Annotated in this window: 26 protein-coding genes; 22 read left to right on the plus strand and 4 right to left on the minus strand. The window is 64.7% G+C overall.

All coding sequences use genetic code 11. The features are described 5' to 3' along the window. Nucleotides 1–363: 363 nt before the first annotated feature. The gene (locus EGK63_RS12780) at nucleotides 364–951 is read left to right on the plus strand and encodes a serine protease (RefSeq protein ID WP_125901817.1); all 588 of its coding nucleotides are present in this window, start codon (nucleotides 364–366) and stop codon (nucleotides 949–951) included. A 60-nt stretch (nucleotides 952–1011) separates the two neighbouring features. Here EGK63_RS12780 and EGK63_RS12785 read toward each other — a convergent pair whose 3' ends face one another. Beyond that, on the minus strand, nucleotides 1012–1278 hold the full coding sequence (locus EGK63_RS12785) for a helix-turn-helix domain-containing protein (protein ID WP_165906609.1): 267 nt from the start codon (nucleotides 1276–1278) through the stop codon (nucleotides 1012–1014). 832 nt (nucleotides 1279–2110) lie between these two features. Between EGK63_RS12785 and EGK63_RS12790 the strand changes: the two genes are divergently transcribed. From EGK63_RS12790 to EGK63_RS12850, 13 genes are all read left to right on the plus strand, one after another. Further along, nucleotides 2111–3328, plus strand: a complete 1218-nt coding sequence (locus tag EGK63_RS12790; RefSeq protein WP_125901819.1) for a replication initiator protein A — start codon at nucleotides 2111–2113, stop codon at nucleotides 3326–3328. Between the two features lie 723 nt (nucleotides 3329–4051). Next, nucleotides 4052–4657 carry a recombinase family protein gene (locus EGK63_RS12795; RefSeq protein WP_125901820.1) on the plus strand — a complete coding sequence of 202 codons (606 nt, stop codon included), beginning with the start codon at nucleotides 4052–4054 and terminating at the stop codon, nucleotides 4655–4657. Nucleotides 4658–5008: 351 nt separating this feature from the next. Then, the gene (locus EGK63_RS12800; protein WP_039247786.1) at nucleotides 5009–5389 is read left to right on the plus strand and encodes a single-stranded DNA-binding protein; all 381 of its coding nucleotides are present in this window, start codon (nucleotides 5009–5011) and stop codon (nucleotides 5387–5389) included. Nucleotides 5390–5470: 81 nt separating this feature from the next. After that, nucleotides 5471–5731 (plus strand): hypothetical protein, encoded by a 261-nt coding sequence (locus EGK63_RS12805; protein WP_039247789.1) that lies wholly within the window; start codon nucleotides 5471–5473, stop codon nucleotides 5729–5731. Nucleotides 5732–6506: 775 nt separating this feature from the next. Next, nucleotides 6507–6785 carry a hypothetical protein gene (locus tag EGK63_RS12810; RefSeq protein ID WP_039247791.1) on the plus strand — a complete coding sequence of 93 codons (279 nt, stop codon included), beginning with the start codon at nucleotides 6507–6509 and terminating at the stop codon, nucleotides 6783–6785. A 259-nt stretch (nucleotides 6786–7044) separates the two neighbouring features. Beyond that, the gene (locus tag EGK63_RS12815) at nucleotides 7045–7419 is read left to right on the plus strand and encodes a hypothetical protein (protein WP_125901821.1); all 375 of its coding nucleotides are present in this window, start codon (nucleotides 7045–7047) and stop codon (nucleotides 7417–7419) included. 368 nt (nucleotides 7420–7787) lie between these two features. Next, nucleotides 7788–8474 (plus strand): ParA family protein, encoded by a 687-nt coding sequence (locus EGK63_RS12820; RefSeq protein ID WP_039247795.1) that lies wholly within the window; start codon nucleotides 7788–7790, stop codon nucleotides 8472–8474. Then, on the plus strand, nucleotides 8471–8932 hold the full coding sequence (locus EGK63_RS12825) for a hypothetical protein (protein ID WP_125901822.1): 462 nt from the start codon (nucleotides 8471–8473) through the stop codon (nucleotides 8930–8932). The genes EGK63_RS12820 and EGK63_RS12825 overlap by 4 nt, the downstream gene beginning before the upstream one ends. A 526-nt stretch (nucleotides 8933–9458) precedes the next feature. Next, complete coding sequence (locus tag EGK63_RS12830) at nucleotides 9459–9764, plus strand: hypothetical protein (protein ID WP_039247799.1); 306 nt, start codon at nucleotides 9459–9461, stop codon at nucleotides 9762–9764. A 75-nt stretch (nucleotides 9765–9839) separates the two neighbouring features. Then, nucleotides 9840–10331 carry a hypothetical protein gene (locus EGK63_RS12835; RefSeq protein WP_125901823.1) on the plus strand — a complete coding sequence of 164 codons (492 nt, stop codon included), beginning with the start codon at nucleotides 9840–9842 and terminating at the stop codon, nucleotides 10329–10331. A gap of 14 nt (nucleotides 10332–10345) precedes the next feature. Next, nucleotides 10346–10549 (plus strand): hypothetical protein, encoded by a 204-nt coding sequence (locus tag EGK63_RS12840; protein WP_039247801.1) that lies wholly within the window; start codon nucleotides 10346–10348, stop codon nucleotides 10547–10549. Then, nucleotides 10549–10794, plus strand: coding sequence for a hypothetical protein (locus tag EGK63_RS12845; RefSeq protein ID WP_039247804.1), 246 nt, complete (start codon nucleotides 10549–10551; stop codon nucleotides 10792–10794). The genes EGK63_RS12840 and EGK63_RS12845 overlap by 1 nt, the downstream gene beginning before the upstream one ends. Next, nucleotides 10791–11576: a phosphoadenosine phosphosulfate reductase family protein gene (locus EGK63_RS12850; RefSeq protein WP_125901824.1), complete on the plus strand. Its 786-nt coding sequence runs from the start codon at nucleotides 10791–10793 to the stop codon at nucleotides 11574–11576. The genes EGK63_RS12845 and EGK63_RS12850 overlap by 4 nt, the downstream gene beginning before the upstream one ends. 211 nt (nucleotides 11577–11787) lie before the next feature. On the opposite strand, the gene EGK63_RS12855 is transcribed toward EGK63_RS12850, so the two are convergent. Then, complete coding sequence (locus tag EGK63_RS12855; RefSeq protein WP_039247806.1) at nucleotides 11788–12072, minus strand: hypothetical protein; 285 nt, start codon at nucleotides 12070–12072, stop codon at nucleotides 11788–11790. Between the two features lie 398 nt (nucleotides 12073–12470). Here EGK63_RS12855 and EGK63_RS12860 point away from each other — a divergent pair, with 398 nt between their 5' ends. The 5 genes from EGK63_RS12860 (at nucleotide 12471) to EGK63_RS12880 (ending at nucleotide 16369) form a co-directional block, all read left to right on the plus strand. Continuing rightward, the gene (locus EGK63_RS12860) at nucleotides 12471–12794 is read left to right on the plus strand and encodes a hypothetical protein (protein WP_039247809.1); all 324 of its coding nucleotides are present in this window, start codon (nucleotides 12471–12473) and stop codon (nucleotides 12792–12794) included. A gap of 4 nt (nucleotides 12795–12798) precedes the next feature. Next, on the plus strand, nucleotides 12799–13221 hold the full coding sequence (locus tag EGK63_RS12865) for a hypothetical protein (RefSeq protein WP_039247811.1): 423 nt from the start codon (nucleotides 12799–12801) through the stop codon (nucleotides 13219–13221). Between the two features lie 174 nt (nucleotides 13222–13395). Then, the gene (locus EGK63_RS12870; protein WP_039247813.1) at nucleotides 13396–13899 is read left to right on the plus strand and encodes a hypothetical protein; all 504 of its coding nucleotides are present in this window, start codon (nucleotides 13396–13398) and stop codon (nucleotides 13897–13899) included. A 78-nt stretch (nucleotides 13900–13977) separates the two neighbouring features. Next, nucleotides 13978–15975, plus strand: coding sequence for a ParB/RepB/Spo0J family partition protein (locus EGK63_RS12875; protein ID WP_125901825.1), 1998 nt, complete (start codon nucleotides 13978–13980; stop codon nucleotides 15973–15975). A gap of 148 nt (nucleotides 15976–16123) precedes the next feature. After that, entirely contained in the window at nucleotides 16124–16369 is a 246-nt protein-coding gene (locus EGK63_RS12880) for a hypothetical protein (protein WP_125901826.1), read from the plus strand. Between the two features lie 81 nt (nucleotides 16370–16450). Here the strand turns inward: EGK63_RS12880 and EGK63_RS12885 are convergent, their stop codons facing one another. Further along, on the minus strand, nucleotides 16451–16966 hold the full coding sequence (locus tag EGK63_RS12885) for a hypothetical protein (RefSeq protein WP_125901827.1): 516 nt from the start codon (nucleotides 16964–16966) through the stop codon (nucleotides 16451–16453). Then, nucleotides 16966–17688 (minus strand): conjugal transfer protein TraL, encoded by a 723-nt coding sequence (locus tag EGK63_RS12890; protein ID WP_125901828.1) that lies wholly within the window; start codon nucleotides 17686–17688, stop codon nucleotides 16966–16968. Before EGK63_RS12890 ends, EGK63_RS12885 begins: the two co-directional genes overlap by 1 nt. Nucleotides 17689–18268: 580 nt before the next feature. Between EGK63_RS12890 and EGK63_RS16925 the strand changes: the two genes are divergently transcribed. The 3 genes from EGK63_RS16925 to traI are packed head-to-tail and all read left to right on the plus strand — an operon-like array spanning nucleotide 18269 to nucleotide 20825. Continuing rightward, nucleotides 18269–18394 carry a hypothetical protein gene (locus EGK63_RS16925; RefSeq protein WP_256375791.1) on the plus strand — a complete coding sequence of 42 codons (126 nt, stop codon included), beginning with the start codon at nucleotides 18269–18271 and terminating at the stop codon, nucleotides 18392–18394. Then, nucleotides 18391–18738, plus strand: a complete 348-nt coding sequence (locus EGK63_RS12895; protein WP_125901829.1) for a conjugal transfer protein TraJ — start codon at nucleotides 18391–18393, stop codon at nucleotides 18736–18738. Before EGK63_RS16925 ends, EGK63_RS12895 begins: the two co-directional genes overlap by 4 nt. Continuing rightward, nucleotides 18735–20825, plus strand: coding sequence for a TraI/MobA(P) family conjugative relaxase (traI, locus tag EGK63_RS12900; protein ID WP_125901830.1), 2091 nt, complete (start codon nucleotides 18735–18737; stop codon nucleotides 20823–20825). The genes EGK63_RS12895 and traI overlap by 4 nt, the downstream gene beginning before the upstream one ends. The last annotated feature ends 70 nt before the right edge of the window (nucleotides 20826–20895 follow it).

Below are 20895 nucleotides of genomic sequence, written 5' to 3' on the forward strand. Positions count from 1 at the left end.
TTCGGCCAGTCTATAGCCGATTGTTTATAGCGTTTACGGCAAGCCCTTCATTTTATCAACGATCGTTTATAGGATTTCGCGTAAACCCACGCATGGCGGCCTTCTGGCGGCCCGCCAGGCCCCCGCCGTCCCCATGCGGGCGGGGCCTCACGGCGAGCCGCGCGTGAACAGGCGGCGACATCGGAAGTAATGACGCGCAGTAGGCGCGTCTCGCGCCGGTCGCGCTGCGCCCGTTGCTTTGCTACGCCAAAAGGTAACTAATACTGATTGACAGTTTACTATACTTCGTTGTTGGCGCTTATAGCCGATTATTTATAATCTTTCCTGTAGAGCCGCTGTTGTTGGCGGCAGGGAGAGATTGTCATGAAGTTCCACCTGATCGCCTTGGCCGTAGCGTCCGTCATGACCGCTGGCGTCGCTCACGCTCAGTCCGCCGCGCCGTCCTTCTCTGAGGGCGCTGTCGTTCGCTTGAAGTGCGGTATGGGAACCGGGTCCGCTGTGATCCTGGGCGGCGATACGATCCTGACCGCCAATCACGTCGTGAGCGGCGACACCTGCTCGATGTGGCCCGCAGGGGCGCGCGGCGAAGCGTTTGAGATCGTGACCCAAGACCCGGCGGCCGACCTGGTGGTGGCGCGCGTCGCTGACGCCGAGCGGCCCAGCCTGTCGGTCAGCTGCGATGGGTTGGTGACTGGCGAGCGGTATTGGCTCGTCGGCTACGCGAACAAGATGGAGCGCACCATCAGCATCCCGGTCGTCGCGACGGATCGCGTCGTGAACGCGCGGATGCCTTCTGGCGTCGCGCGTGGTCTTCGGATGGTCGAGGCCGCCGGCGGCGCGGTGCTGGACGCACAGGGTCGCATGGTCGCGTTCAACAGCGCCGTGGGAACCGATTGGGGAAGCGAAACCTACGTCAAGGAGTTGAAGGGAACGCCGGTCTGCCCGGCCTAGTCCCATTTTCCTTTGGCGTCGTCAGGCCCTCCGCTGCGCGGGGGGCCTTTCTCTTGCGCGCTAGCTGCCCGCGCCGTTCTTGATGACCCTATCAGGCACCAGGGCGGACAGCGGAAGGCCGAACGCGCGCGCGAACTGCGCCATGACCATCAGGGACGGGTTCTGGCGGGCCATTTCGACCTGCGAAATATACGGCTGCGACAGACCGGTCTCTTGCGCCGCCTGGTGCTGCGTCCAGCCGCGCGCCTTGCGTTCGGCGGTCACGCGGGCGGCGAAATAGGCGACCTCGGGCCACTCGTCCGCTGGGATCACTTCTCTTTCGGCCAAATCCGTCTTCCCCACCCATCACTAAGTGCGGCGCGCGCTGGTGCGCCGCCGCAATCTCTGCTGAACTCGCTATGGCGTCTCCCCGTTCAAGAGCGCCACAACGTCAAATACGCTTATCAGGGGTAAGCGGACCTCTGGCAACGTCACATTGCGGGATTCAGAGGCCGAGGCGGTGACTTTTTGCGCTCGCGCCTGGCGGGATCGCGTTTCGCGCCTTAGTAATTTGTTATTACGATCGTTTATAAAAGCGCTTGTATTGGGCGTCTAAGTCAGGCACCCATTCGGTAGAACGCGAACCTTCGGCATCGGTCGAGGTTGCGTTCGGGAGTATCAGGGGGAGTATCACACACGGTAGATCGCGAACCTTCGGCGGGGAAAGCGCCAGGATTCGGTAGATCGCGAACCTCAGCCGTCAGCTGGGCTTTAGGACACGGTAGAACGCGAACCTTCGACCGCCCGGCGGCTCGGTAGATCGCGAACCTTCTTCCTGCATCCAGCCTCTCGACACGGTAGATCGCGAACCTTCGACCCCTCGACACGGCCCCTGACTCGGTAGAACGCGAACCAGAATGGCGGCCTTGGCGAATCGCCGTAGGCTTCCTGACGTGGATTCGCGCCCTTTCGGGCGGTCCCAGCTGGACCGACTCGGTAGAACGCGAACCTTCGACTGCGTGTAGGCGTCCCACTGACGGCTAGCGCCCTACCGGCATCGGTCCGTTCGCGGACTCGGTAGATCGCGAACCTTCTCTCCCCTCTCGGCGGCAATCCGGCCGCCGACTCGGTAGAACGCGAACCAACGGCTCGGGCCGTGGTCGCAGTAGGAGTGAACGATATGGCCACCAGCGCCACGAAGCCGGCCCCCTCGGAGGTCATTTCAGCGCCGCAACACGACCTGTTTGTGCGCCCGGTCAAGAACATCAACCTGCGTATGGACCGGGTGTTGATGGAGTATCCGTTCGCGTCGATCCGCAAAACGCCGCTGCGGACCATCCAGCGTTTTCAGATGGGCGAGACCAAGATCACTGTCCGTCCCAGCGTTGACGGCATGGCGACTTACTACGACCTCGACGTTATTCGCTTCGCGGTTTCGAAGCTGAACCAGGACGTTGACGAAGGCCTGCCTCTTAGCCGCAAGATCCAGTTCACGGCCCACGAATTCCTCCGCACGACCAATCGGGGCGTCGGAAAGCAGGCCTACAATCTGTTGTATGACGCGCTGAGACGCCTCGACGGCACACGGATCGAAACCAACCTCCCCTCCGCCGGGAAGGTTCGCACGACCGCCTTCGGCTGGATTGAGGGCTACGAGTTCCTAGGCGAACGCGACGACGCCGGGCAGATCAAGCGCCTGCAAGGTATCACGATCACCCTGCCCGACTGGATTTTCGACGCGATCGTTCATGACCGCCGCGTCCTGGCGTTCTCGCCCGACTACTTCACGCTCAGCAGCCCATTGAAGCGCCGCCTCTACGACATTGCCCGCAAGTTCTGCGGCAACAAGAAGGAGTGGAAGATCGGCCTTCCCAACCTGCATCAGCGCGTCGGGACGACACAGCCGCTCAAGCGCTTTCGCCTCGACCTGGCGGAGTTGGTCGCCGAACAGCCGTTGCCGGACTACCTCATTGAAGTCCTGGACGGCCAGGTGCCGGGCGAGGCGCGGAAGCGCGTCAGCAATCTCGAGCGCGTCCAGGTGCGGTTCGTGCGAAGGGCTGGCGCCGTCATCGAGGTTGACCCTCACGAGGGCACCGTAAGCCTGGCCGAGCGCATGGGTCAGGCCCCGACACGCGCCGCCTCGCCGGCGAAGGCGCTCCCGGCCCCGCCCGCCGTGACCCTGGACCTGGATCTTCCCGGACGGCCTTTCCCGAAGGGGGGGACGCTGAAATACAGCCCGTGGGAAAAGATCGCCCGTGACGCCCTCCCCCTGCCCCGGCCAGATATCGACATGGTGGCCGACAAGTTCCGCACCTGGGCGGCGAGCAAGCGGATCGACCTGTCGGGGCGCGATATCGAAAAGACCTTCATCGGCTTCTGCACCAGCTGGCGCAGCTGATCTGGCACACGGTAGATCGCGAACCTTCATGTCCCCCCAGCAGGCCCGCCTCGCCCCTATGCGGCGGGTCTGATCGGCGCGCATTCGGTAGATCGCGAACCTTCCTGCCGCCAATGGGCGTCAGACTCGGTAGATCGCGAACCTTCCGACCGGCTGGACCAGCCTGGAACCGCCTGTCACATTCGGTAGAACGCGAACCTTCGGGCCTAGCCCGGCCCTCCAATTCGGTAGAACGCGAACCTTCCCGGGTCTCTTGCCGGCCGCCAGCCCTTTTGACACACTCGGTAGAACGCGAACCTTCGGTCGAAATCCCGAGGTCCGCGCGGTCCGTTCGCGCCCTGGGCCGGGCTTTCGCCCGCTTGGCGCGAACCAGGCGACGCTGGCTCGGTAGAACGCGAACCAAGGCCTCGGTAGAACGCGAACTTTCGACTCGGTAGATCGCGGACTATGGCTCGGTAGATCGCGAACCTCCTGACTCGGTAGATCACGAACCCCGGCTCGGTAGATCGCGAACTCCGGCTCCGGTAAGTGTCTGTCGCTGTTGCGCTTTTCGGACCCGTAACTCGCTAACTAGAATCAATTAACTTGGTAACTAGGAGCCCAGGCGGGCTAGCGCGCTTGGAGCGCGCCCCCTGGGCTCTAGGGAGGCGGTCGCCTTCGGCTCCCTTTTGATTACTCGCAGACCTGTTCTCAAATCCGCCAAGTCTATATACAATCGTTTATATGGACGCAGGTTTTGACGATTCCGCATCTGTTGTCGCGCAGTTTCCGCATCACATACGGTGCGCGACAACGGCGAACGCGGCTCCCCATATCGGCTATGCGCGTGACCGGGACGGCCCTCGCCTAGCGCGATTGATCGAGCGTCGGCGCGCCGCCGGCTGCGATCAGGTATTCAGTGACGCCGCGCACGGCGCCGCCATGTTCCGGCCAGGGCTCGACGCGGCGATCGCCGCCTTGGCGCCCGGCCGACTTCTCGCCGTCGATAGCCTCGCCCTGCTGACCTGGCGGGAAGACGAGTTGCGAAAGATCCTGTTCGCCGTGGGATCCGCTGGGGCTCACATCCTGGCTGACGCGGAGGCCTTCGACACACGGCGCGAGAGCGACATTTTCTCGCTGGCGCGGAGCCTGGACGCCTTTGCGTCGAGTGTCCGGGCGGCGCGCATGGCAGAGACCGCGATGCTTCGGGCCGACCGGCGCTCCAAGATCGAGCCCGCCGCTTGGCGTCAGATGCGGGCGAAGATTGATTCCGGCGAAGTCACAGTGGCTGCGGCCGCCGTCGCTTTGGGTGTCAAGCGATCGACCATCTATCGTCGGATGGAGGCCTAGCCTTGCCTTTGGCGTTTCTTTCCGGCGGCTCGGAGCGGGCGGATGCCTCGGATCGGGGGCGTTGCCGTTCGATGCGTTCACCTGGTGCTGCGGGCGGGACACCACGTCGGCCTTCGGTCAGGCGCGATCTCTCACTGACCCCTACGGCTTGCCGCCGACTTTCCCGAAATCGACCCCTGCGGGGCGCGCCCTGGGCGGACCCTCCGCCTTCCGCGCTGCGCTTGTGCAGGCGGTTTCCACCCCGGTCGCGGATTTCGGCGTCGGCTGGCTTCGCCGTGTCGGGGCTCGTGATCGCGGCAGTGACCGCGGCCCGGCCGGATACCCTGGCCGGTTTTGCTAAAGGTGAATGAAATGTCGAACTCGAACAACGTCGTGATCCTCAAGGGCAACCTGTTCGCGGACCCGAAGATCAACCCCACGAACGGCGGCAAGGAAGTCGTCAACATCTTCCTGGCGACGAACCGCCCTGACTGGCGCGACGACGAGGGCCAGTGGCACAAGCGCCCCGTCCAGAAGAACAACATCGCCGTGTTCGTTCCTCGCGGGATCAAGCTGCTCAAGGAGCTGAAGGCCGGCGACGGCATCGAGGTTCGGGCCAGCGTCGAGATCCGAGAATTCGTCGACGGGGACGGCGTGGTCCACAAGCGCACGGAGATCGTCTGCGGTGACCGCTACGAAGGCCACCTGGTCAAGCGCTGGGCGCCGCCTTCCCGCAAGACCGGGGCTGAGTAATCAGCCCCTCCCCTGCCCGCCTGGCGTCAGCTGGGCGGGCTTTCGGGTGCTTTGAAGCGCTCGGGTCAGGAGTATCGAGTAATGGCCGACGACCGCTTTTCCCAGGGCGCGAAACCGGATCGCCTGGACGGTGGAGACGATCAGAAGGTGGTTGAACTGGCCGCGTTCAAGCCCGTGCGCGAATTGCCATCGCGCATCGTCTCGCCTGCGACCCGGGCCTTGGATTTCGTGGTGTCTGCCTTGTTGCAGCAGCACGGCCAGTTTGGCGCTTATGACCAGCTGTTGGATGCAGCGGAGCGTGTTCGTCCCGCCGAGGACAGCAACGACCAGAAGGTGCGGTAGAACGCCGGGTGCGCGAGGGCTGGAAGCCAGCTGCAGAAGTTGCCTGAGTGCGATGAGATCCGGGAGAAGGGTCGTTTGTGGGGGAGCGCCCTCCCCTACGCCGGAGCCCCAAAGGGTCTCCCGCTACCCCTCCAGCAGGGGGCGAGCCCCCCGCAACGCCCCCCAGGATTACGGCCCCGGACGCGCGTTCGCATTCGCGCTCGCGCGTCCGGGGGCCGGGCCGTCAGAACACCAAAAGCGGGCCGATTTATCGACGTCGAAACGTCAGGCAAGTGTTGTTCGGCTATAAACGATCGTTTATAAACATGGCCGGCGGATAGGCCGCCAAACCCCCTCCCCTCCCGGCCTATTCGCCGGGCTTGGCCGAAAGGAGGACCGCGCTTCGACCTTGGCCTTCGGGCCTCAGTTCTGGCGGCCCAACCCGTTCGACGGGCCGTTAGGCGTCGCTTCGGCGGCGCGGGGCTGACGCCTCGGTTTCCCCCCCCGGCGTCGTGGGGCCGCTGTCTTTCCCTTCGGCGGCCCCAGCCCCTTCCCGATCAGGTCGGGCGCTTACTGTCATGCTTCGATTCTCCGATATGTCCGAGGTCAACCGGCGCAATGTCCTCACCTGGGCCAGGAAGCGCCCGTGGGGCCGTGACGCGGCCATGAGCCCGGACGGAGTGCTTTACGGCTGTGTGGCTCCCCCACGCGCCGAAAACCGGGCCTCTCGCATGGCCTGCCTCAACTTCGCGGACCTTCACGACCTTGCGGCGTGGGCGCGCGAACAAGGATCGCTATGAAGGCCCGTGTTATTCATCGCATCGGCGGTATGGTTCTGGCCATCGGCTTCTCGGCCGCCTGCTGGGCGGCGCTATGGGCCTGGTCCCCATGGATTCTCGCCGTCGTTCTCGTCGGCCTCATAACGCTGGGCTTCGTGGGCTGGCTGCTGCCTGGCCAAGGCGCGGGCCTGGTCGAACCCCATCACGGAATTTTTCTTACGGTTGGCGCCGTCGTGGCGATCGCTGTTGCGATGCTGTGGCTGTTCGTGGCGCGTGGTCATCAGCCGTTGATTTGATTCGCTATTCTGCCGGGATTTCGCCGCAAATCTCGCCATGCCAGATTCAATCGGCGGTTACAGACCAGCTATCACATTACAAAAAGTTCATTGGCGGCGGGTGGAACCCACGTTCGCAGGTTGTTAGGTTTTTGGCTCGATGAAGGCACTCGAAGCCAAGCAGAATGCGTAAAGTTTCGAGTTCGGGGGGTTGAGTAGCGTGCTTGTAGTAGAACGCGGTTCGGTAATCGCTATGGTTGAAACGCGATGCCTTGAACTGTTGGAGCGTATCGCCTCTGGCGAGTCCTGCAACGCTTTGGCGTTTGGGGCGGAAATTGGGCCGCTGCTGGGCGAGGTGTCGGATCTAGTTCGTCCAGGCGGGGCCGGATGCCCGGCCAACTGGCCCCATGATCCCCACGCCGATATCATCGTCATCGAGTCCGGCGAGGCCTACAGCCTACGCCCCAATGCCTGGCTGGCCTTCGTCGTCCAGGCGGCTAGCCAGCCCAACATTTCACCCTCCGACTTCGGCCCGAGCCTCGGCCGTGTCCTGGCCGATACAGCTTCGTTGACGCCGGCGGCGGCGGCGACGCTGGCGCTCCAAATCAGGGCGGGCGTCCCTGCCTTCCCTGATCGGCAGGTGCGGGCGGCCTAGGCCCCTCCCCTGCTGATCCTGGCCGCATCGGTTCGCCGGTGCGGCTTTTTTATTTTCTTCGGTTTGGCCAGCGAATGGACAGACGGTGGCTGGCGACCAGCTGTCGGCCCGACCGTCGTTGGCTGGCCAGCCGTTGGACAGCGGCCCGACAGCGGCCCGCCAGCGGGAGGCCAGTCGCAGGCCTGCAACTGTCTGGCAACTGGCCAGCGGAGGGCCGATAGCTGGCCATCGGACGGCCAGACGCTGGCCGTCAGAAAGTAAGCGTCTGTCTATTGACTGGCCAGCGACTGGCCAGCTATTGGATAGCTTATCGCTGGCTCGCCGCTGTCGCGCGGCCAGCACATGGACAGTTTGGGGAAAGATTGCCGATGGCCACCGTCGTATTCGCTTCGTCCAAGGGTGGGGTGGGCAAGTCCACTTCCGCCCTTCTGCTCGCGACCACTCTGGCGCAACAGGCGCCCGTCACCCTGATTGACGCCGACCCGAACAATCCGCTGGCCAGCTGGGCCATGTTGCCGGGCAAGCCAGAACAGCTGACCGTCGTGAGTCGGCATAACGGCGAACGGATCACCCGTTCCACCATCATGAACGTGATCCAGGACGCCTCCCAGCGTGATCCGTTCGTCATCGTGGACCTGGAGGGCACGGCGTCGTCTTTGAGCGGCTACGCCATCGCCCTTGCCGACCTGGTGATTGCGCCTTTAGCTGCCTCCCAGGTGGAGGCCGTCGAGGCCGAACGCATCCTGGAATTCGTGCGCGAACAGGAACTCGTCGCCAGGCGCCAGATTCCTTTCCGCATCCTGTTCACGCGGACGCCGAGCGCCATCCGCACTCGCGGCATGAACGATATCCAGAACGCATTGGCGCAGGCGGAAATCTCGACGTTCGAGACCCACCTTCACGACCGCGAGGCCTTCCGCGCGATCTTCGCCTACGGCGGCTCGCTCGATGACCCCGATTTCGGTTCCTTGGTGTCGAACGTCGAGAAGGCCAGAACCAACGTGCGGGCATACGCCCAGGAAGTCGTCAACGTCTTGAAGGAGGTGGTGCAATGAGCCGCGAGCGCGCACCTGTGTTCGCCGGTCGCAAGGCGGCCGATAGCAGTCTGGACCTCGGAGGCCTCACCGCTCGGCCCGCAAAGCCCAAGCCGCCGGTCGATCCCGCCGCGTTGGCCGAGGTCGCGGAACGGCACGGCTTCACCGATCGCGATAGCGGCGGCCAGGTCGGGGCAGGGGAGGGCGGCGGCCTCGCCGCTCCCCCGGCCTCGCCGCCCGCGTCGCCTCAAGTCGTCACCGCACCGGCGCCGGCATCGGCCGCGCCCGGTCGGCGCGTCCTCCGCAGCGGCCGCAATGTGCCGGTCAACCTCAAGGCCACGCCGGACTTTCAGGCGCGGTTCTTCGCGGTCTGCGACCGGCTGACCGAGATCCACGGACGGCCGATCACGCAGGCCGAGGGTTTCGAAATGGCAATCGCGGCGTTGGAGCGCGAAGTGGCCGAGGGAGGCGCGAAATGACGGGGAGGGCGGGGAAGGCCAAGAGTGCGGACGAGGACCGTCAAGCAGCGGTCAGGTCGTGGCGAGACCGCCAGGGGTTATTGACCTGGGCTTGCCTAGTCCTGGCGGCCGGCGCTTTCGCGGCAGGCGTAGCTGGTCTGTTCGGAGGCTTCTGGCCGATCCTCGTGGCGGTCGGGATGATCGGTATGGCATGGAACGTCATGACCCGGTCTTTGCCGGTTCGGCTACGAGGCGCGTTGCGTCCGCCGCCTGGGCCATGGTCGCGTTGACACTGAGGTGAAGGGATGCAGGCCCGGTCGCGTGAGCGCCGGGCCATTTTATTGCGCTGCGCGCGGCTGTTTACTCCAAAAGGAGAGCGGGCCGGGTATTTGTGGGCCGCAATACTAACAATAGTCATGTAATAGCACGCTATTCGCTTGCAGCGGCTAGTGCGATTGTATATATTCGTAGTGTTCCCCGGTAACGGGAAGCGACCACCCGGCGGGCTTGCCGGACCAGCTTTGGTAACACTCAGAGAGTATAACGCATGAAGACCCTGACCATCACCGGAAGCCACGGCATTCTGACCGTCGATGCTAATTCCGGTGACGTGCTGACACTCGTGCCTTTCGACAACTCCACGGATTATTCCGGCATTACACGTTTCGATCTCGCCGAATGGCGCTCGTATTGGGACGCGGAGCCGGAAGGCGTCGCTCTGGACATTCTGGACGTCGGCTTTTGGGACGGCGGCGAATACGTGGAGGCCGAGGCCGACTGGCGCGCCGAGGTTCGTCAGGCCCGCGAGGCAAGGCGGGCGATCCGGGGAACGCCAGTCGTCCGGGCCGCCTAGGCCCACCCCCTACCAGCGCGGGCTTTGGCCCGAACCTTCCCGGCGGGCTTGCCGGGTCCAATCTTGGAGACTCCCATGCAACTGATCCTTACTGCAGAAGCGTTTGCGGTGAACATTCTGGCCGGGGCCGGGGCTGACCGCCCCAGGGCCTACGCCGCCGCCCTGGGCGCGCCGTTCGCTGAGAAATCGCATCGCGGCTTCGACTTCTACCTGTCGGCGCTGGGCCACATCGAGCCGAAGCGGTCGGCCGAGGACCGGGCGATTGACCTGGCCTTCGCCGCCTTCCAGTCCGCCGCCGTTGAGGCCTTCAAGGCTTCCGGCTCTCGCGACATCGGCGACTGTGGCGGCGTGATGCTGGGCTATCGCGGAAACACCCGTTTCGCCAAGGCGCTGATCGCCCGCAAGATCGGCCGCAAGATGGGCGGCAAGGTCTACGTCTGCCTGCCTCTTCCTTCTGGCGTTCAAACCCAATTCCGCCGGGTCCAGGAACAGGCCTACGACGCCTTCGTGAAGGCCGCGCAAGGCGGCGGCTTCACCCCGGTCGAACACTACAGCTACGCCGACTGAGGGGAGGGGACACCATGAATCACTCCACCGCCATGCTGTTCGCCACAACGGTCAACTATCGCACCCGGCTCGGCCGCCCCGGCGTCTGGACAGGCGAAGTCCTGGCCACCTGGGATACGGTGCATGAAGTCGCCACCGCCGCCGCCCGCCGCGCGCGGCGGGCCTTGGCCAAGATCGACGGTTCGGCCGCACGGCCCGCCGTCTGGACGAGGCCGTGATGCGCGGCCTCGACCGGAGCCAGCGCCGCGAAGTCCGAAACCCGGTCCTCGGCCTCCCGGCCGCGAGGCGGCTCCAGGCGCTGCCGCCCGAGGTTCGCGCCGACTTGCGAGCCCTGTTCTCCGACTTGGCCGCCGATGCGCGCGGTCGCGCGCAACGCAGCTGGTCGCAGAACAAGGGGCCGATGGCGGCCTATTGGAAGGCGACCGGCGCCTATGCGTTTCACATCGCGAGGGTGCTGAAATGAGCGGGTGCAATGTTGTCCAGCTTCGCCTTTTCGGCCGGGATCCAATTCCGGCCCATGTCCTGGACCTGGTTCGGCGCGGAGCGCTGTTTGTGGTGAACCACAGCGGCGGCAAGGATAGCCAGGCCATGTTGATCGTCCTGCGCCGGTTCGTCCCGGCCGATCAGCTTCTAGTCGTTCACGCGGAGTTGCCGGGCGTCGAGTGGGACGGCACCGCCGACCACATCAGGGACACGATCGACGGCTTGCCGCTTATCGTCACCCGCGCAAAACGGACCTTCATGGAGATGGTCGAAGCGCGTCAACGCTTCCCCTCACCCCAGCAGCGTCAATGCACGTCCGATTTGAAGCGCGGCCCTATTGAGCGGGAGGTTCGCCGCTATCTGGCGGCCAATTCGCGGTTCGGCGGCCTGGTCGTCAACTGCATGGGGATGCGGGCAGGGGAGAGCAGTCGCCGCGCCAGCCTGACGAGGTTCCGCCGCAGCGAGCGCAACAGCAAGGCCGGTCGGCAGTGGTTCGACTTTCTCCCGATTCATGACCTGACAGAGGGAGAGGTGTTCGACACGATCCGCGATGCTGGCCAGGAGGCCCACTGGGTATACGCCGCTGGGATGACCCGGAAGTCGTGCCAGTTCTGCATTATGGCCAGTGAGCGGGATTTGAGGACGGCTGCGCGCCTCGCGCCCGTCGCCTATCGGCGCATGGTCGCTACCGAACGCCGCTTGAATTTCACCTTGTCCATGTCCGGCCGGACCCTCCCGCAGATCACCGGGATTGCGGCTTAGTCGCCGCGCCCGTTAGAGAGGCCCTATGATAACCTTCATGCCGCCGCGCCGCCGCCGCCTACGGCATTGGCTTCGCTCCGTCCTGGGTGGCGTCGCCGCCGCCTTGGGGCGGCCGAGAACCCTGCGACGTCCATAGGAGCGTCAGGAGACAGGAAAAAGGGCGGCGGGCATCAACCCGCCGCCCTTTGTCGTTTCGGGGCTGTAGCGCCCCTCAGAGCCGCGCCAGCGCGTGTCGCGCTACGTAGAGGTCGATCGCGCCCCGAGCGCCATCGACCATCGCAGCGAATGCGAAGCCCGTCAGAAGCACCGCGAACAGCGGCGAGGCGAGGGGGAGGGGGGCGACCAAGGCCCCGGCGACGACCGCCACGGCGGCAGCGCCGGCGATGGCCTGGCCCAAGGCCATCCGTTGCAGGAATAGCCAGTCGCGGGCGACCTGCTCACGGGCCAGCTGGCCAGATGCGACCAGGTTCAGTGTGGCGCGGCGTTTGGGGTTCATGGCGGGTCCGGCGGTTGTTCTAGGTTCCTGACAGCAACGAATAGGACGTTAAGCAGGGTGTTGTTGTCAACACTGTAGGGCGGCGTCGCCGCCCTTGGTTACTCCAAGAAGAAATGAAGAATAATCAGCGCGTTAACCCACTTTCTGCTTGATCTATAGCCTATAGGCTATAAGGTGTTCATACAGTCACTTCAAGCAAAGGACGCGCCATGTATAGCTTCGCTAGCCCGATCAACACCCCGGCCCCCACGCCTGCGCTGGCCAACTCTTTCGCCGTCGCAATGGAACAACTGCGTCAAGCGCAGGCCGCCGCTGCGAATACCGCTCCGAGCAACCAGTAAGACTTGCAACCCTTCCCGGCGGGCTTGCCGGGCTCGATTTTGAGAAGGAATAGACCCATGGCTGATCTGGTTGTTTTCAAGAACCCGAAGGCTCCGCAGAACTCCGGTCCGATCACCGTCAACGGCGTGACCATGTGCAAATGGTCCCAGGTGACGCCCCTGCTGGGTCTCTATCTCGACATGGATGACAACTGGCGCTTGGCGACCGGCGAGCATCGGGGCTTTCGCGGTTATGCGATGCGCGAGTTTGACCAATGGGTCGTGTCGGCTTGGTGCGGCAGCGGAAAGCCCAAGGCATGGCGTCAGCCCAACATGCGTTACAAGACCGAGGGCGGCGCCGTCCGCGCCCTGGAGCGCATGGCCCGGTTCATCGAGGGCTGACCCGATGAACGACTTGAGCATGGCGCGTCTTGAGCCTCAATCCGCCTATAGCTGGGAACTCAGCTACCGGCACGGCACCGAGCCGACGCCCGACCTTTTCCGCGAGGAAGATCCGGCGCGGCCCGGCGTTGCCGACCTCATCCAGCCCGGCCAGCTGTTGAAGACCAACTATGGGAGCGGCCCCTACCGCGTGGAGAGCGTGACGCCGCAGACCTACTTCGGGCGGACCGCATGGGCGCTGGTCCTGTGCCAGGTCGTGGACGGCGTGGTGAAGCCCGGGCACTTCTGGATCAATGAGGTTGTGGCCCAATGGGAAGGAGACGCGGTGCGTTTCCTCAAGCTGTTCAGAGCGTCCGACGACGAGGTTCTGTTGATGGAGGGGGCGGCGTTTCAAATGTCGCGCTCAGGTCAACTTTCCCTGTTCTAGATAGTCCGGTAACCGGCCTATTGAGGTTAGAACGCCAAAAGGAAGTAACAGGCATTTATTCTTCGCTTTTGGCGTTTTTCCCTTTCTTTCTATAAGCAATCGTTTATAAGAAAGAGGTCGGTTGTTCGACACCTTCCCGGCGGGCTTGCCGGGTCCAATCTTGGAGAAACGCTTATGGCCTCACGCGCCACCGCCATCCTCAACCTTATGAACCACTCTCGCTTCGGCGCTCTGGCGCAGTTGCTGGTGATTGATGCTGTCATGAAGAGCTTTCCCAACGAGAAGCACCGCGACGGCGAAACGAATGTGGACCTCGTTAAGCGCCTGATGGCCGCAAATCGTGGCGTCGTGGAAACCGTCATCGAAACCCGCGCCCAGGAGATCACCGGGGCCGGTAAGGAGGCAGTCATTGAGGCTTGCAAGCGTTCGGCGGTCAACGGCGCGGCTTGGTATGGCGTGGCGTCAGAAATGGAAGACGCTTGCGGGGAGGCGATCGCAGATCGTTTCCTGATCGTGGAGCGCTACGGCTTCCCGGATCAGCAAGTGATCGAAGCCTATTCCGATGACCGCGAAGCCGCCGTGATCCTGAAGGCGGACTATTCGGACGCCAAGCAACAAGAACTGAACGTGCGCCTCGTCTGTGAAGACGGCGACGGCAACTGGCACCTCGACTTCTAACAACCCTTTCCGGGGAGGCATTGGGCCTCCCCGCCCATCCCCCCCGGCGGGTTTGCCGGGCCAACCTTGGAGACAATCATGACCCAACTGACCATCGCTCTGAACAAGACCGTTCTTTCCGACCTGAACATGCGCCAGGGCGACGTGGACGTGTCCGACCTGATCGCCAGCATGAAGGCCCGCGTGGCCAAGGGCTTGCCGGTGTTGATCCAGAACCTCGGCGCCACGATGCAGCTGGACGCCGACGGCAAGGAGACGGGCGTTGCGGAAATCCACGTCGGCGGCCGACGCTGGCGCGCGCTCAACGAACTGGCGAAGGCCAAGATCATCAAGCGGACCCACCCGATCACCGTCAACGTCACCGCGAGCCGCGAGGACGCGATGGTAGAGACGTCGGAGGAAAACGACGTGCGGTTGCCGCCGAACCCGGTCGACCAATACGAAAACTTCGCTCGCATGATCGAGGCGGGCCATTCCCCCGCCGATATCGCCGCCCGGTTCAACATTGACGAGGCGCGGGTTCACCGGCGTCTGAAACTGGCGAAGGTGTCGCCGAAGCTGCTCGCTCTCTATCGCGAAGGAACGATTGAATTCGAACAGCTGGCCGCCTTCACGCTGGCCGACGATCACGCCGTGCAGGAGGCCGCCTACTTCGATGTGCCGGAAGGCTGGGCGCGCAACGCCGGTCATATCCGCAAGCGTCTGACGGAAGGTGAAGTTGACGCCTCGACCGACCGTCTGGCCCGCTTCGTCGGCATGGACGTCTACCGCGCCGCCGGTGGCGCCGTGCGCCTGGACCTGTTCTCGCTCAAGGGCGAGGGCTTTATCCAAGACGTGGCGCTGCTGCAAAGGCTGGCGGCCGAGAAGCTGTCGGCCGAGGCGGCTGTGCTGGAAGGCGAAGGCTGGAAATGGGTCCGCGTTGAGCCGGAAATCAACTGGCAGGAAATGGACGCCATGGGCCGCATCTATGAGGTTGACCTTCCGCTTTCCGAGGAGGTCACCGCGCAGATCGAGAAGCTGTCTGAACAGTATCAGGCCTTGGAGGCCGAAGGGCAGGGCGAGACCGTGGAGGGCGCGGCGGCGATGGACGCCATCGAGGCGCAGCTTTACGAACTGGAAGCGAGCGGGCGGCAATGGCGGGACGAGGAAAAGGCCCTCGCCGGGGCCATCGTCTATATCGACACTGACGCCCACGCCAAGATTCGGCGGGGGATGGTCGCTCCCGAGGACCGCAAGGCTATGACCGCCCTGACCCGCGCGCGGGAGGCCGGTGAAGCTGTGGCGGCGGCCGACGATGGCGACACCACGAAGATCGCGACCGTCCAGGCCGAGGCCTCCGGCGCCGGGATTTCGGCGACTTTGCGCGAGAACCTTTCCGTCCAGCACTCCATGGCGCTCCGCGCGGCGCTGCTGGACAATCCCACGGTCGCGCTGGTGACGACGGTTCACCGGATGCTGCTGATCGGCCACTACCGCAACAACACGAACGCCCGTCAGCACGGGGCCGCTCCGTTCGAGGGGCTGGGGTGGAATGACAACCTCGACAAGCACGTCAACGATATCCGGGAGACTGTCGCTGGCCAGAAGGTGGCCACGGCTCAGGAAGCCATGACAGCGGCCTTGCCCGCCGATCCGGCCCAGCTGTGGGATTATCTGGTCGTTCTGCCCGAGGCCCGTCTGTTGGAAGTCCTGGCCTATGCCGTGCAGCACATGGTCTATGCCGTCAGCGGCTACGGCAATGCGCGTGTGGCGTCCGCCTATCAGATGGCCGAGGCTCTTTCGCTCGACATGGCCGATTACTGGACGGCGACCGTTCCCAGCTACTTCGGCCGGGTCGGCAAGGGCGAAATCGCCAGCGCCGTCCGCGAAGCCAAGGGCGATGAAGCGGCGGCCGGTCTGGCCAGCTTGAAGAAGGGCGAAATGGCCGAACAGGCGGCGACGCTTCTGGCCGACACCCGCTGGCTCCCGGCGGCGCTTCGCACCCGAGGCGTCAACGACGTCCAGGGCGGTCAAGCCGACGACGCCGACCAGCTGGCCGAGGCCCGCGAGCCGTCCGACATTCCCGAGGCGGCTTGATCCCGGCGGGGCGGCTTTCGGGTCGCCCCGTCATCCCCTTTCCTTTTGGCGTCCTATCGGCGCGCAGCGCCACGACAGCCATGTTGCGTGAATAGGTGCGTCAATGAGATACGCGACACTTTCCCCCGCCCAAACCGAGGCCTCCGCTATGCCAACCTACAAGGTCGATATCCGTTGGCCTGCGACGCAGACCCTTGAGGAACGGACCGTGACTGTGAGCGCGGCAGCGGCCGAGGTTGCTTTCAGGGAGTTGTTGGGGCGCGCCGACCTGGTTGGCCAGGACTGCGCTGCGCGCCTCATGCTCGACGGCCGCCAGGTTCACTACAGCGAATTCAACAAGCCGCTGGGCGCCGGGCGGCTCGCCGCAGACGCGCCGCTGAATCTTCCGGTCTAATCCCTTCCCTGGGCCAGACGGCATGAGGCCCGCCGCCCCATCGAGGGGCGGCGGGCCTCAGTCGTTTCACGACGTGGTGGCCTAGGCGGCGAGGCTCCCGGCATAGAGCCCAGCCGACGCCACGGCCGCCAGGATCGCGACCGCGGCCGCCGCCAAGGCGACGTGCTTATCCCTACGCGCCGTCTTCGCCGCCGTCGCCGCGTCGCGGGCTTCGGCAAGGACCGGCGCAAGCCCCGCCACCACGGCCTCGGTGATCGTCGGCGCCATATCCTGTCCCGCCTTCATCACCCGGCCGGCGATAAACCCGCCGCCCTCGTTGACGATCCGCTCAGCAATCTCACGGCTGGCCTCGCGCTGTTCGATGGACGTGGCCGTGATGGCGTCCTGGGCCTGGGCGACGTGGGCGGTCAGGATCGCCAGGTGGTTCTTGCTGACCTCTTCCAGCACCGTGCAGAGGACGAAAACGGGATCGTCCGCCTTGAGCAGCACATTGTGCCGCTTGGCGACAATCCCGATCAACGTCTTGACGTCGATCGGCGGCGGTATCGCCGAGGCGGCCGACGCCGGCAGGTCCAAGCTCCCTTGATCGTCGGCCATCACACCACCTGACCAATGCGCTCATAGAAGCGACGCTGCAGTTGGGTCAGCCGTTGGCGCGGCATCAGTCCGAACCTGTCGTCGGCCAGCGCTTCCTTGAAGGTCAGCTTGCCATCCAGCATCGCTTCCAGATCCTTGCGGAACGTGTCGCTGGACTGGCGCTCGATCGGCACCAGGCCGTGGATCCGATCGCGGTTACGGGCATAGACGCCCATCTGTTCCAGCGCTTTCCCATCGGCCGTGACCTCGCCGAAGTAGTCGTTTCGCCAGACCACCACGCGCACTTCCGGGGGCATCTGTTCCAGGATGCTCCCCAGCCCGGCCAGCGTGTCCATCAGGGCTTGGCCGCCTGTCACGACGGTGTGCACCACCAACTGCTTGCCGGCGTCCTGGATCATTCGCGGCGCATCGTTCTCGACCAGGTAGGCGCTCAGCGGAACGAACGAGGACGCGCCATTGTCGATGACGAAATCCCGATCCTCAGTCAGAACCCGCTCCATCATCTGGTCGAACTGGCGCTCGGAGATTTTCTTGTCCGCGTCCAGCAGCTCCAGGCGGTCGACGTCCAGGCCGCCGTAGCCCGCGAACGTCGCGTTGACCGGATCAGTGTCAATGCAGACGGGCTCGGCCCCTTTGTCGCGAAGATACTGCGCCAAGAGGGCGGCGATCAGCGACTTGCCGACGCCGCCTTTGCCTTGCAGGGTCATGTGGACGTGCTTCATGGGGGATTCCTCAGATCAAGCTATCCCGGTCAGGGACCGGGTTATGGGTGAAGGTTTTGGCGGGGGCAGCGGCGGCCACGATGGGCCCGCCCCCGGGCCTCGCGCCGGGCAATGCCGGCGCTGACGGAGCCGGGGTCGGGGGCGGCGCTGGGGCCACCGCCGCCGGGCTCGGACGCGCACCGCCTGCGCCTGGCGGCGGGGCTACCAGGTCGGGGAAGTAGCGGCGGACGTATCGGGTGAAGTTGGAATATACGAACGGGAATTTGTCGCGGTTCTCGTCGTATATGGCCTTCGCCAGGTCGCCCCGTTCCAGTCGCTCTCGGATCATCGCCAGGTGCGCGCGGAAGGCCTGACTGCCTCCCGTGCCTCGTCGCCCGGCTGTCGCCTTCTTCGTCATTCGGCCTCCCGCTAGATAGACGATCCTATAAACGATCGTTTATAACGGATCGCGGCCGAAATGAAGCCGAATGAAGCCGAATGAAGTCTAATGAAGTCTGACCCGCGCCCCAGCCCTTCGATCTGGCCCACGCCTCATTCCGCTTCATTCCGCTCTTGGAGTAACGAGGCAGGATATGTGTTGTTGGCCAACATCGCCAAGGCGCTGCTGTCCCCCAACACGCCGTTACTCGCCTTCGGCTCGACCGTCCTCCTGCTCTGCGAGGCACACTCCGGCTACCGCCGGTTGGGTCGGGGCCTCGCCGCATGAGCGGCAAGGCCCCGGTCGCCAGGGAGCGTAATCGCCCCCTGCGCGTCGTGGTGTCCGTCGATGAGCGGCGCACCATCCAAGAGAACGCCAAGGCGGCAGGGCTGACGGTCTCCGCCTACCTGCGGGCGGTCGGCCTGGGCTACGAAGTCCGTTCGGTCCTCGACCACGAACACGTCGCGGAGGTGACGCGGGCGCGCGGCGACCTCGGCCGCGTCGGTGGCTTGCTTAAGCTGTGGCTGTCAGAGCGGGCGGGGGAGGGCGCGGCCGTTGAAGACGTGCGCGCTCTCCTTGAGCAGATTGAGGCGGCTCAGCTTGAGGTGCGCGAAAAGGTGCGCTCGCTATGATCGCCCACCGTATCAAGCGCACGTCTGGCAGAGACTCGTTCGCCCGGCTTGGCTGCTATGTCCTGGACCTGAACAGCCCTACTGATCCCAGGGCGTTCGACCGGCTCGCATCCTACATCGTAGACCGCCAGGGTGATGGGGAACGGGTTGTCGGCGCCAGGATCACCAATTGCGAGTTCGTGGCCGATCTTGAGGAAGCGATCGCCGAGATTGGCCGGACCCAGGATCGGAACACTCGGTCGAAACTAGATAAGTCCTACCATCTGGTCATCAGCTTCCCGGAAGGGGAGCGGCCGACGCATGACCAGCTTCGCGAAATCGAAGACTACCTGGTCGCTTCGATCGGCTACGCCGAGCATCAGCGGATCTCTGCCGTCCACGACGACACCGACAACCTCCATATCCACGTCGCGATCAACAAGATCCACCCGACCACGTTCCGCGCCATCGAGCCGCACTACGATATGCCGAAGTTGATGCAGGCGTGTCGCGACATGGAGTTGAAGCATGGCCTAACGATCGACAACCACGGCCTCGCCGAGGATCGAGACCGCGATCGCGGGCAGGACGCCGGCGACGACCGCCGGCAAGGACCGGAACCCGGCACCGGCGCTGACAAGATGGAGGCCCACGGCGGCCGAGAAAGCCTGGCCACATGGATCGAGGCGAACGCGAAGACCCAGCTGATCGAGGCCGCGTCCCAGGCCCTGTCCTGGGCGGATTTCCACGAGCGGCTTGCCGACCTTGGCCTTACGTTGAAACCGCGCGGGGCTGGGTTCGTCATCGGTTCCGCCGATGGGAAGGCCCATGTGAAGGCGTCCAGTGTCGATCGCGGCCTAGGCGTGGGGCCGCTGACGGAACGTCTCGGCGAATACCGGCCGCCCTCGCGCGAACGTGGCCGTGACGAGGGCCCGCCCTCCAAGCGCTACGACGCGGGGCCGCGCCAGGATCGCCGAAAGGCGGCGCCGCTCTATGAGCGGTTCCAGCGCGAGCGCGCGCGCGTCGAGTCGGCGCGTGATATGGCCGTCGCGGACCTGGGCCAGGCTCACGCCGCCTATTCGTCCCAGCTGTCCCGGCATTACCGGCAACAGCGCAGGGTCGTCCGGACCACGCCTTACGTCGCCCCCCAGGTTCGCAAGCGCGAACTGGAAGAAATCAACCTCGCGCACACGAAGGCCCGTGCGGAGCGGCGCCAGCTTGCGATTCAGCAGCGCGCATTCATCCGCCAGTCCAACCCGCTACCCACCTGGCAGTCCTTCCTAGAACGGGAGGCGGCGAGGGGGGATGAACAGGCCGTCGCCATCCTTCGGTCGCGCGTCATCAGCCGCAGCCCGGAAGGCGCGAACATTCTCACGGCCCAGGACCGGGAGAGCGCGCGGCACGTCGTCTATCAGCAACTCCAGCCGGTCGCCGCCAAGAACGGCGACATGATCTATCAGCTGTCGGACGGTGGCCGGGTCACCGACCGGGCTACCGAAGTGAGGGCCGACCGTTCCACCACGGCCGCGGCCTTCCTCGCGCTGTCTCTCGCAGCTGATCGCTACGGGCACCAGCCGTTGGAACTGGATGGGTCCGATGCGTTCAAGGCCGCCGTCATATCGGTGGCCGCGATCCGGGGCTTCGACGTGACGTTCGCTGATCCCGACTTGGAACGCGCGCGCCTGGCGGCGGTCGCCCACGCTCGGGGCGACGAGGTTCCCGAGACCGCGCGCAGCGGCGCCATCGCTTACGTCCAGGCGCGCAATAGTCTTCGCGCTCGCGTGTCGGACGTCCCCGAACATCGCGTGTGGTCGCCGCTAGACGCTGGACCGGCCGAGTATGCCGGGCGCCGCCGGTTCGCTGACGGCAGCGAAGCCGTCTTGCTCCAATACGGCGACGCCATCGCCGTCCTACCCGTCACATCGCGGCAAGCCGCGAAGGCCAGCACTTGGGCGGTCGGGGATCTCGTCATCACTGACGATCGCGGCCGGTTCCTGAACGCCGGGCGCGAACACGGCGCGCGGGCGGGCCGTGAGACGGCCGACATGGCGGCGGCCATGAAGGCGGGCGCCGAACGATCGACGGGTAACGAAAGGGGAGGGGGCTAGTCGTTCCTATAAACAATCGTTTATAAACACGGCCTCTATATTGGGGAGGCCCGACGATGAAGCCCTACAA

Origin of the sequence: Brevundimonas sp. 357 (genome assembly GCF_003938605.1) — a bacterium.
GTDB lineage: Bacteria > Pseudomonadota > Alphaproteobacteria > Caulobacterales > Caulobacteraceae > Brevundimonas.

Bases quoted from the DNA above. Each gene is read 5' to 3' on its own strand.
- EGK63_RS12780 (WP_125901817.1), top strand. From the start codon at position 364: ATGAAGTTCCACCTGATCGCCTTGGCCGTAGCGTCCGTCATGACCGCT.
- EGK63_RS12790 (WP_125901819.1), top strand. From the start codon at position 2,111: ATGGCCACCAGCGCCACGAAGCCGGCCCCCTCGGAGGTCATTTCAGCG.
- EGK63_RS12795 (WP_125901820.1), top strand. From the start codon at position 4,052: ATGGACGCAGGTTTTGACGATTCCGCATCTGTTGTCGCGCAGTTTCCG.
- EGK63_RS12800 (WP_039247786.1), top strand. From the start codon at position 5,009: ATGTCGAACTCGAACAACGTCGTGATCCTCAAGGGCAACCTGTTCGCG.
- EGK63_RS12805 (WP_039247789.1), top strand. From the start codon at position 5,471: ATGGCCGACGACCGCTTTTCCCAGGGCGCGAAACCGGATCGCCTGGAC.
- EGK63_RS12810 (WP_039247791.1), top strand. From the start codon at position 6,507: ATGAAGGCCCGTGTTATTCATCGCATCGGCGGTATGGTTCTGGCCATC.
- EGK63_RS12820 (WP_039247795.1), top strand. From the start codon at position 7,788: ATGGCCACCGTCGTATTCGCTTCGTCCAAGGGTGGGGTGGGCAAGTCC.
- EGK63_RS12825 (WP_125901822.1), top strand. From the start codon at position 8,471: ATGAGCCGCGAGCGCGCACCTGTGTTCGCCGGTCGCAAGGCGGCCGAT.
- EGK63_RS12830 (WP_039247799.1), top strand. From the start codon at position 9,459: ATGAAGACCCTGACCATCACCGGAAGCCACGGCATTCTGACCGTCGAT.
- EGK63_RS12835 (WP_125901823.1), top strand. From the start codon at position 9,840: ATGCAACTGATCCTTACTGCAGAAGCGTTTGCGGTGAACATTCTGGCC.
- EGK63_RS12840 (WP_039247801.1), top strand. From the start codon at position 10,346: ATGAATCACTCCACCGCCATGCTGTTCGCCACAACGGTCAACTATCGC.
- EGK63_RS12845 (WP_039247804.1), top strand. From the start codon at position 10,549: ATGCGCGGCCTCGACCGGAGCCAGCGCCGCGAAGTCCGAAACCCGGTC.
- EGK63_RS12850 (WP_125901824.1), top strand. From the start codon at position 10,791: ATGAGCGGGTGCAATGTTGTCCAGCTTCGCCTTTTCGGCCGGGATCCA.
- EGK63_RS12855 (WP_039247806.1), bottom strand. From the start codon at position 12,072: ATGAACCCCAAACGCCGCGCCACACTGAACCTGGTCGCATCTGGCCAG.
- EGK63_RS12860 (WP_039247809.1), top strand. From the start codon at position 12,471: ATGGCTGATCTGGTTGTTTTCAAGAACCCGAAGGCTCCGCAGAACTCC.
- EGK63_RS12865 (WP_039247811.1), top strand. From the start codon at position 12,799: ATGAACGACTTGAGCATGGCGCGTCTTGAGCCTCAATCCGCCTATAGC.
- EGK63_RS12870 (WP_039247813.1), top strand. From the start codon at position 13,396: ATGGCCTCACGCGCCACCGCCATCCTCAACCTTATGAACCACTCTCGC.
- EGK63_RS12875 (WP_125901825.1), top strand. From the start codon at position 13,978: ATGACCCAACTGACCATCGCTCTGAACAAGACCGTTCTTTCCGACCTG.
- EGK63_RS12880 (WP_125901826.1), top strand. From the start codon at position 16,124: ATGCCAACCTACAAGGTCGATATCCGTTGGCCTGCGACGCAGACCCTT.
- EGK63_RS12885 (WP_125901827.1), bottom strand. From the start codon at position 16,966: ATGGCCGACGATCAAGGGAGCTTGGACCTGCCGGCGTCGGCCGCCTCG.
- EGK63_RS12890 (WP_125901828.1), bottom strand. From the start codon at position 17,688: ATGAAGCACGTCCACATGACCCTGCAAGGCAAAGGCGGCGTCGGCAAG.
- EGK63_RS12895 (WP_125901829.1), top strand. From the start codon at position 18,391: ATGAGCGGCAAGGCCCCGGTCGCCAGGGAGCGTAATCGCCCCCTGCGC.
- traI (WP_125901830.1), top strand. From the start codon at position 18,735: ATGATCGCCCACCGTATCAAGCGCACGTCTGGCAGAGACTCGTTCGCC.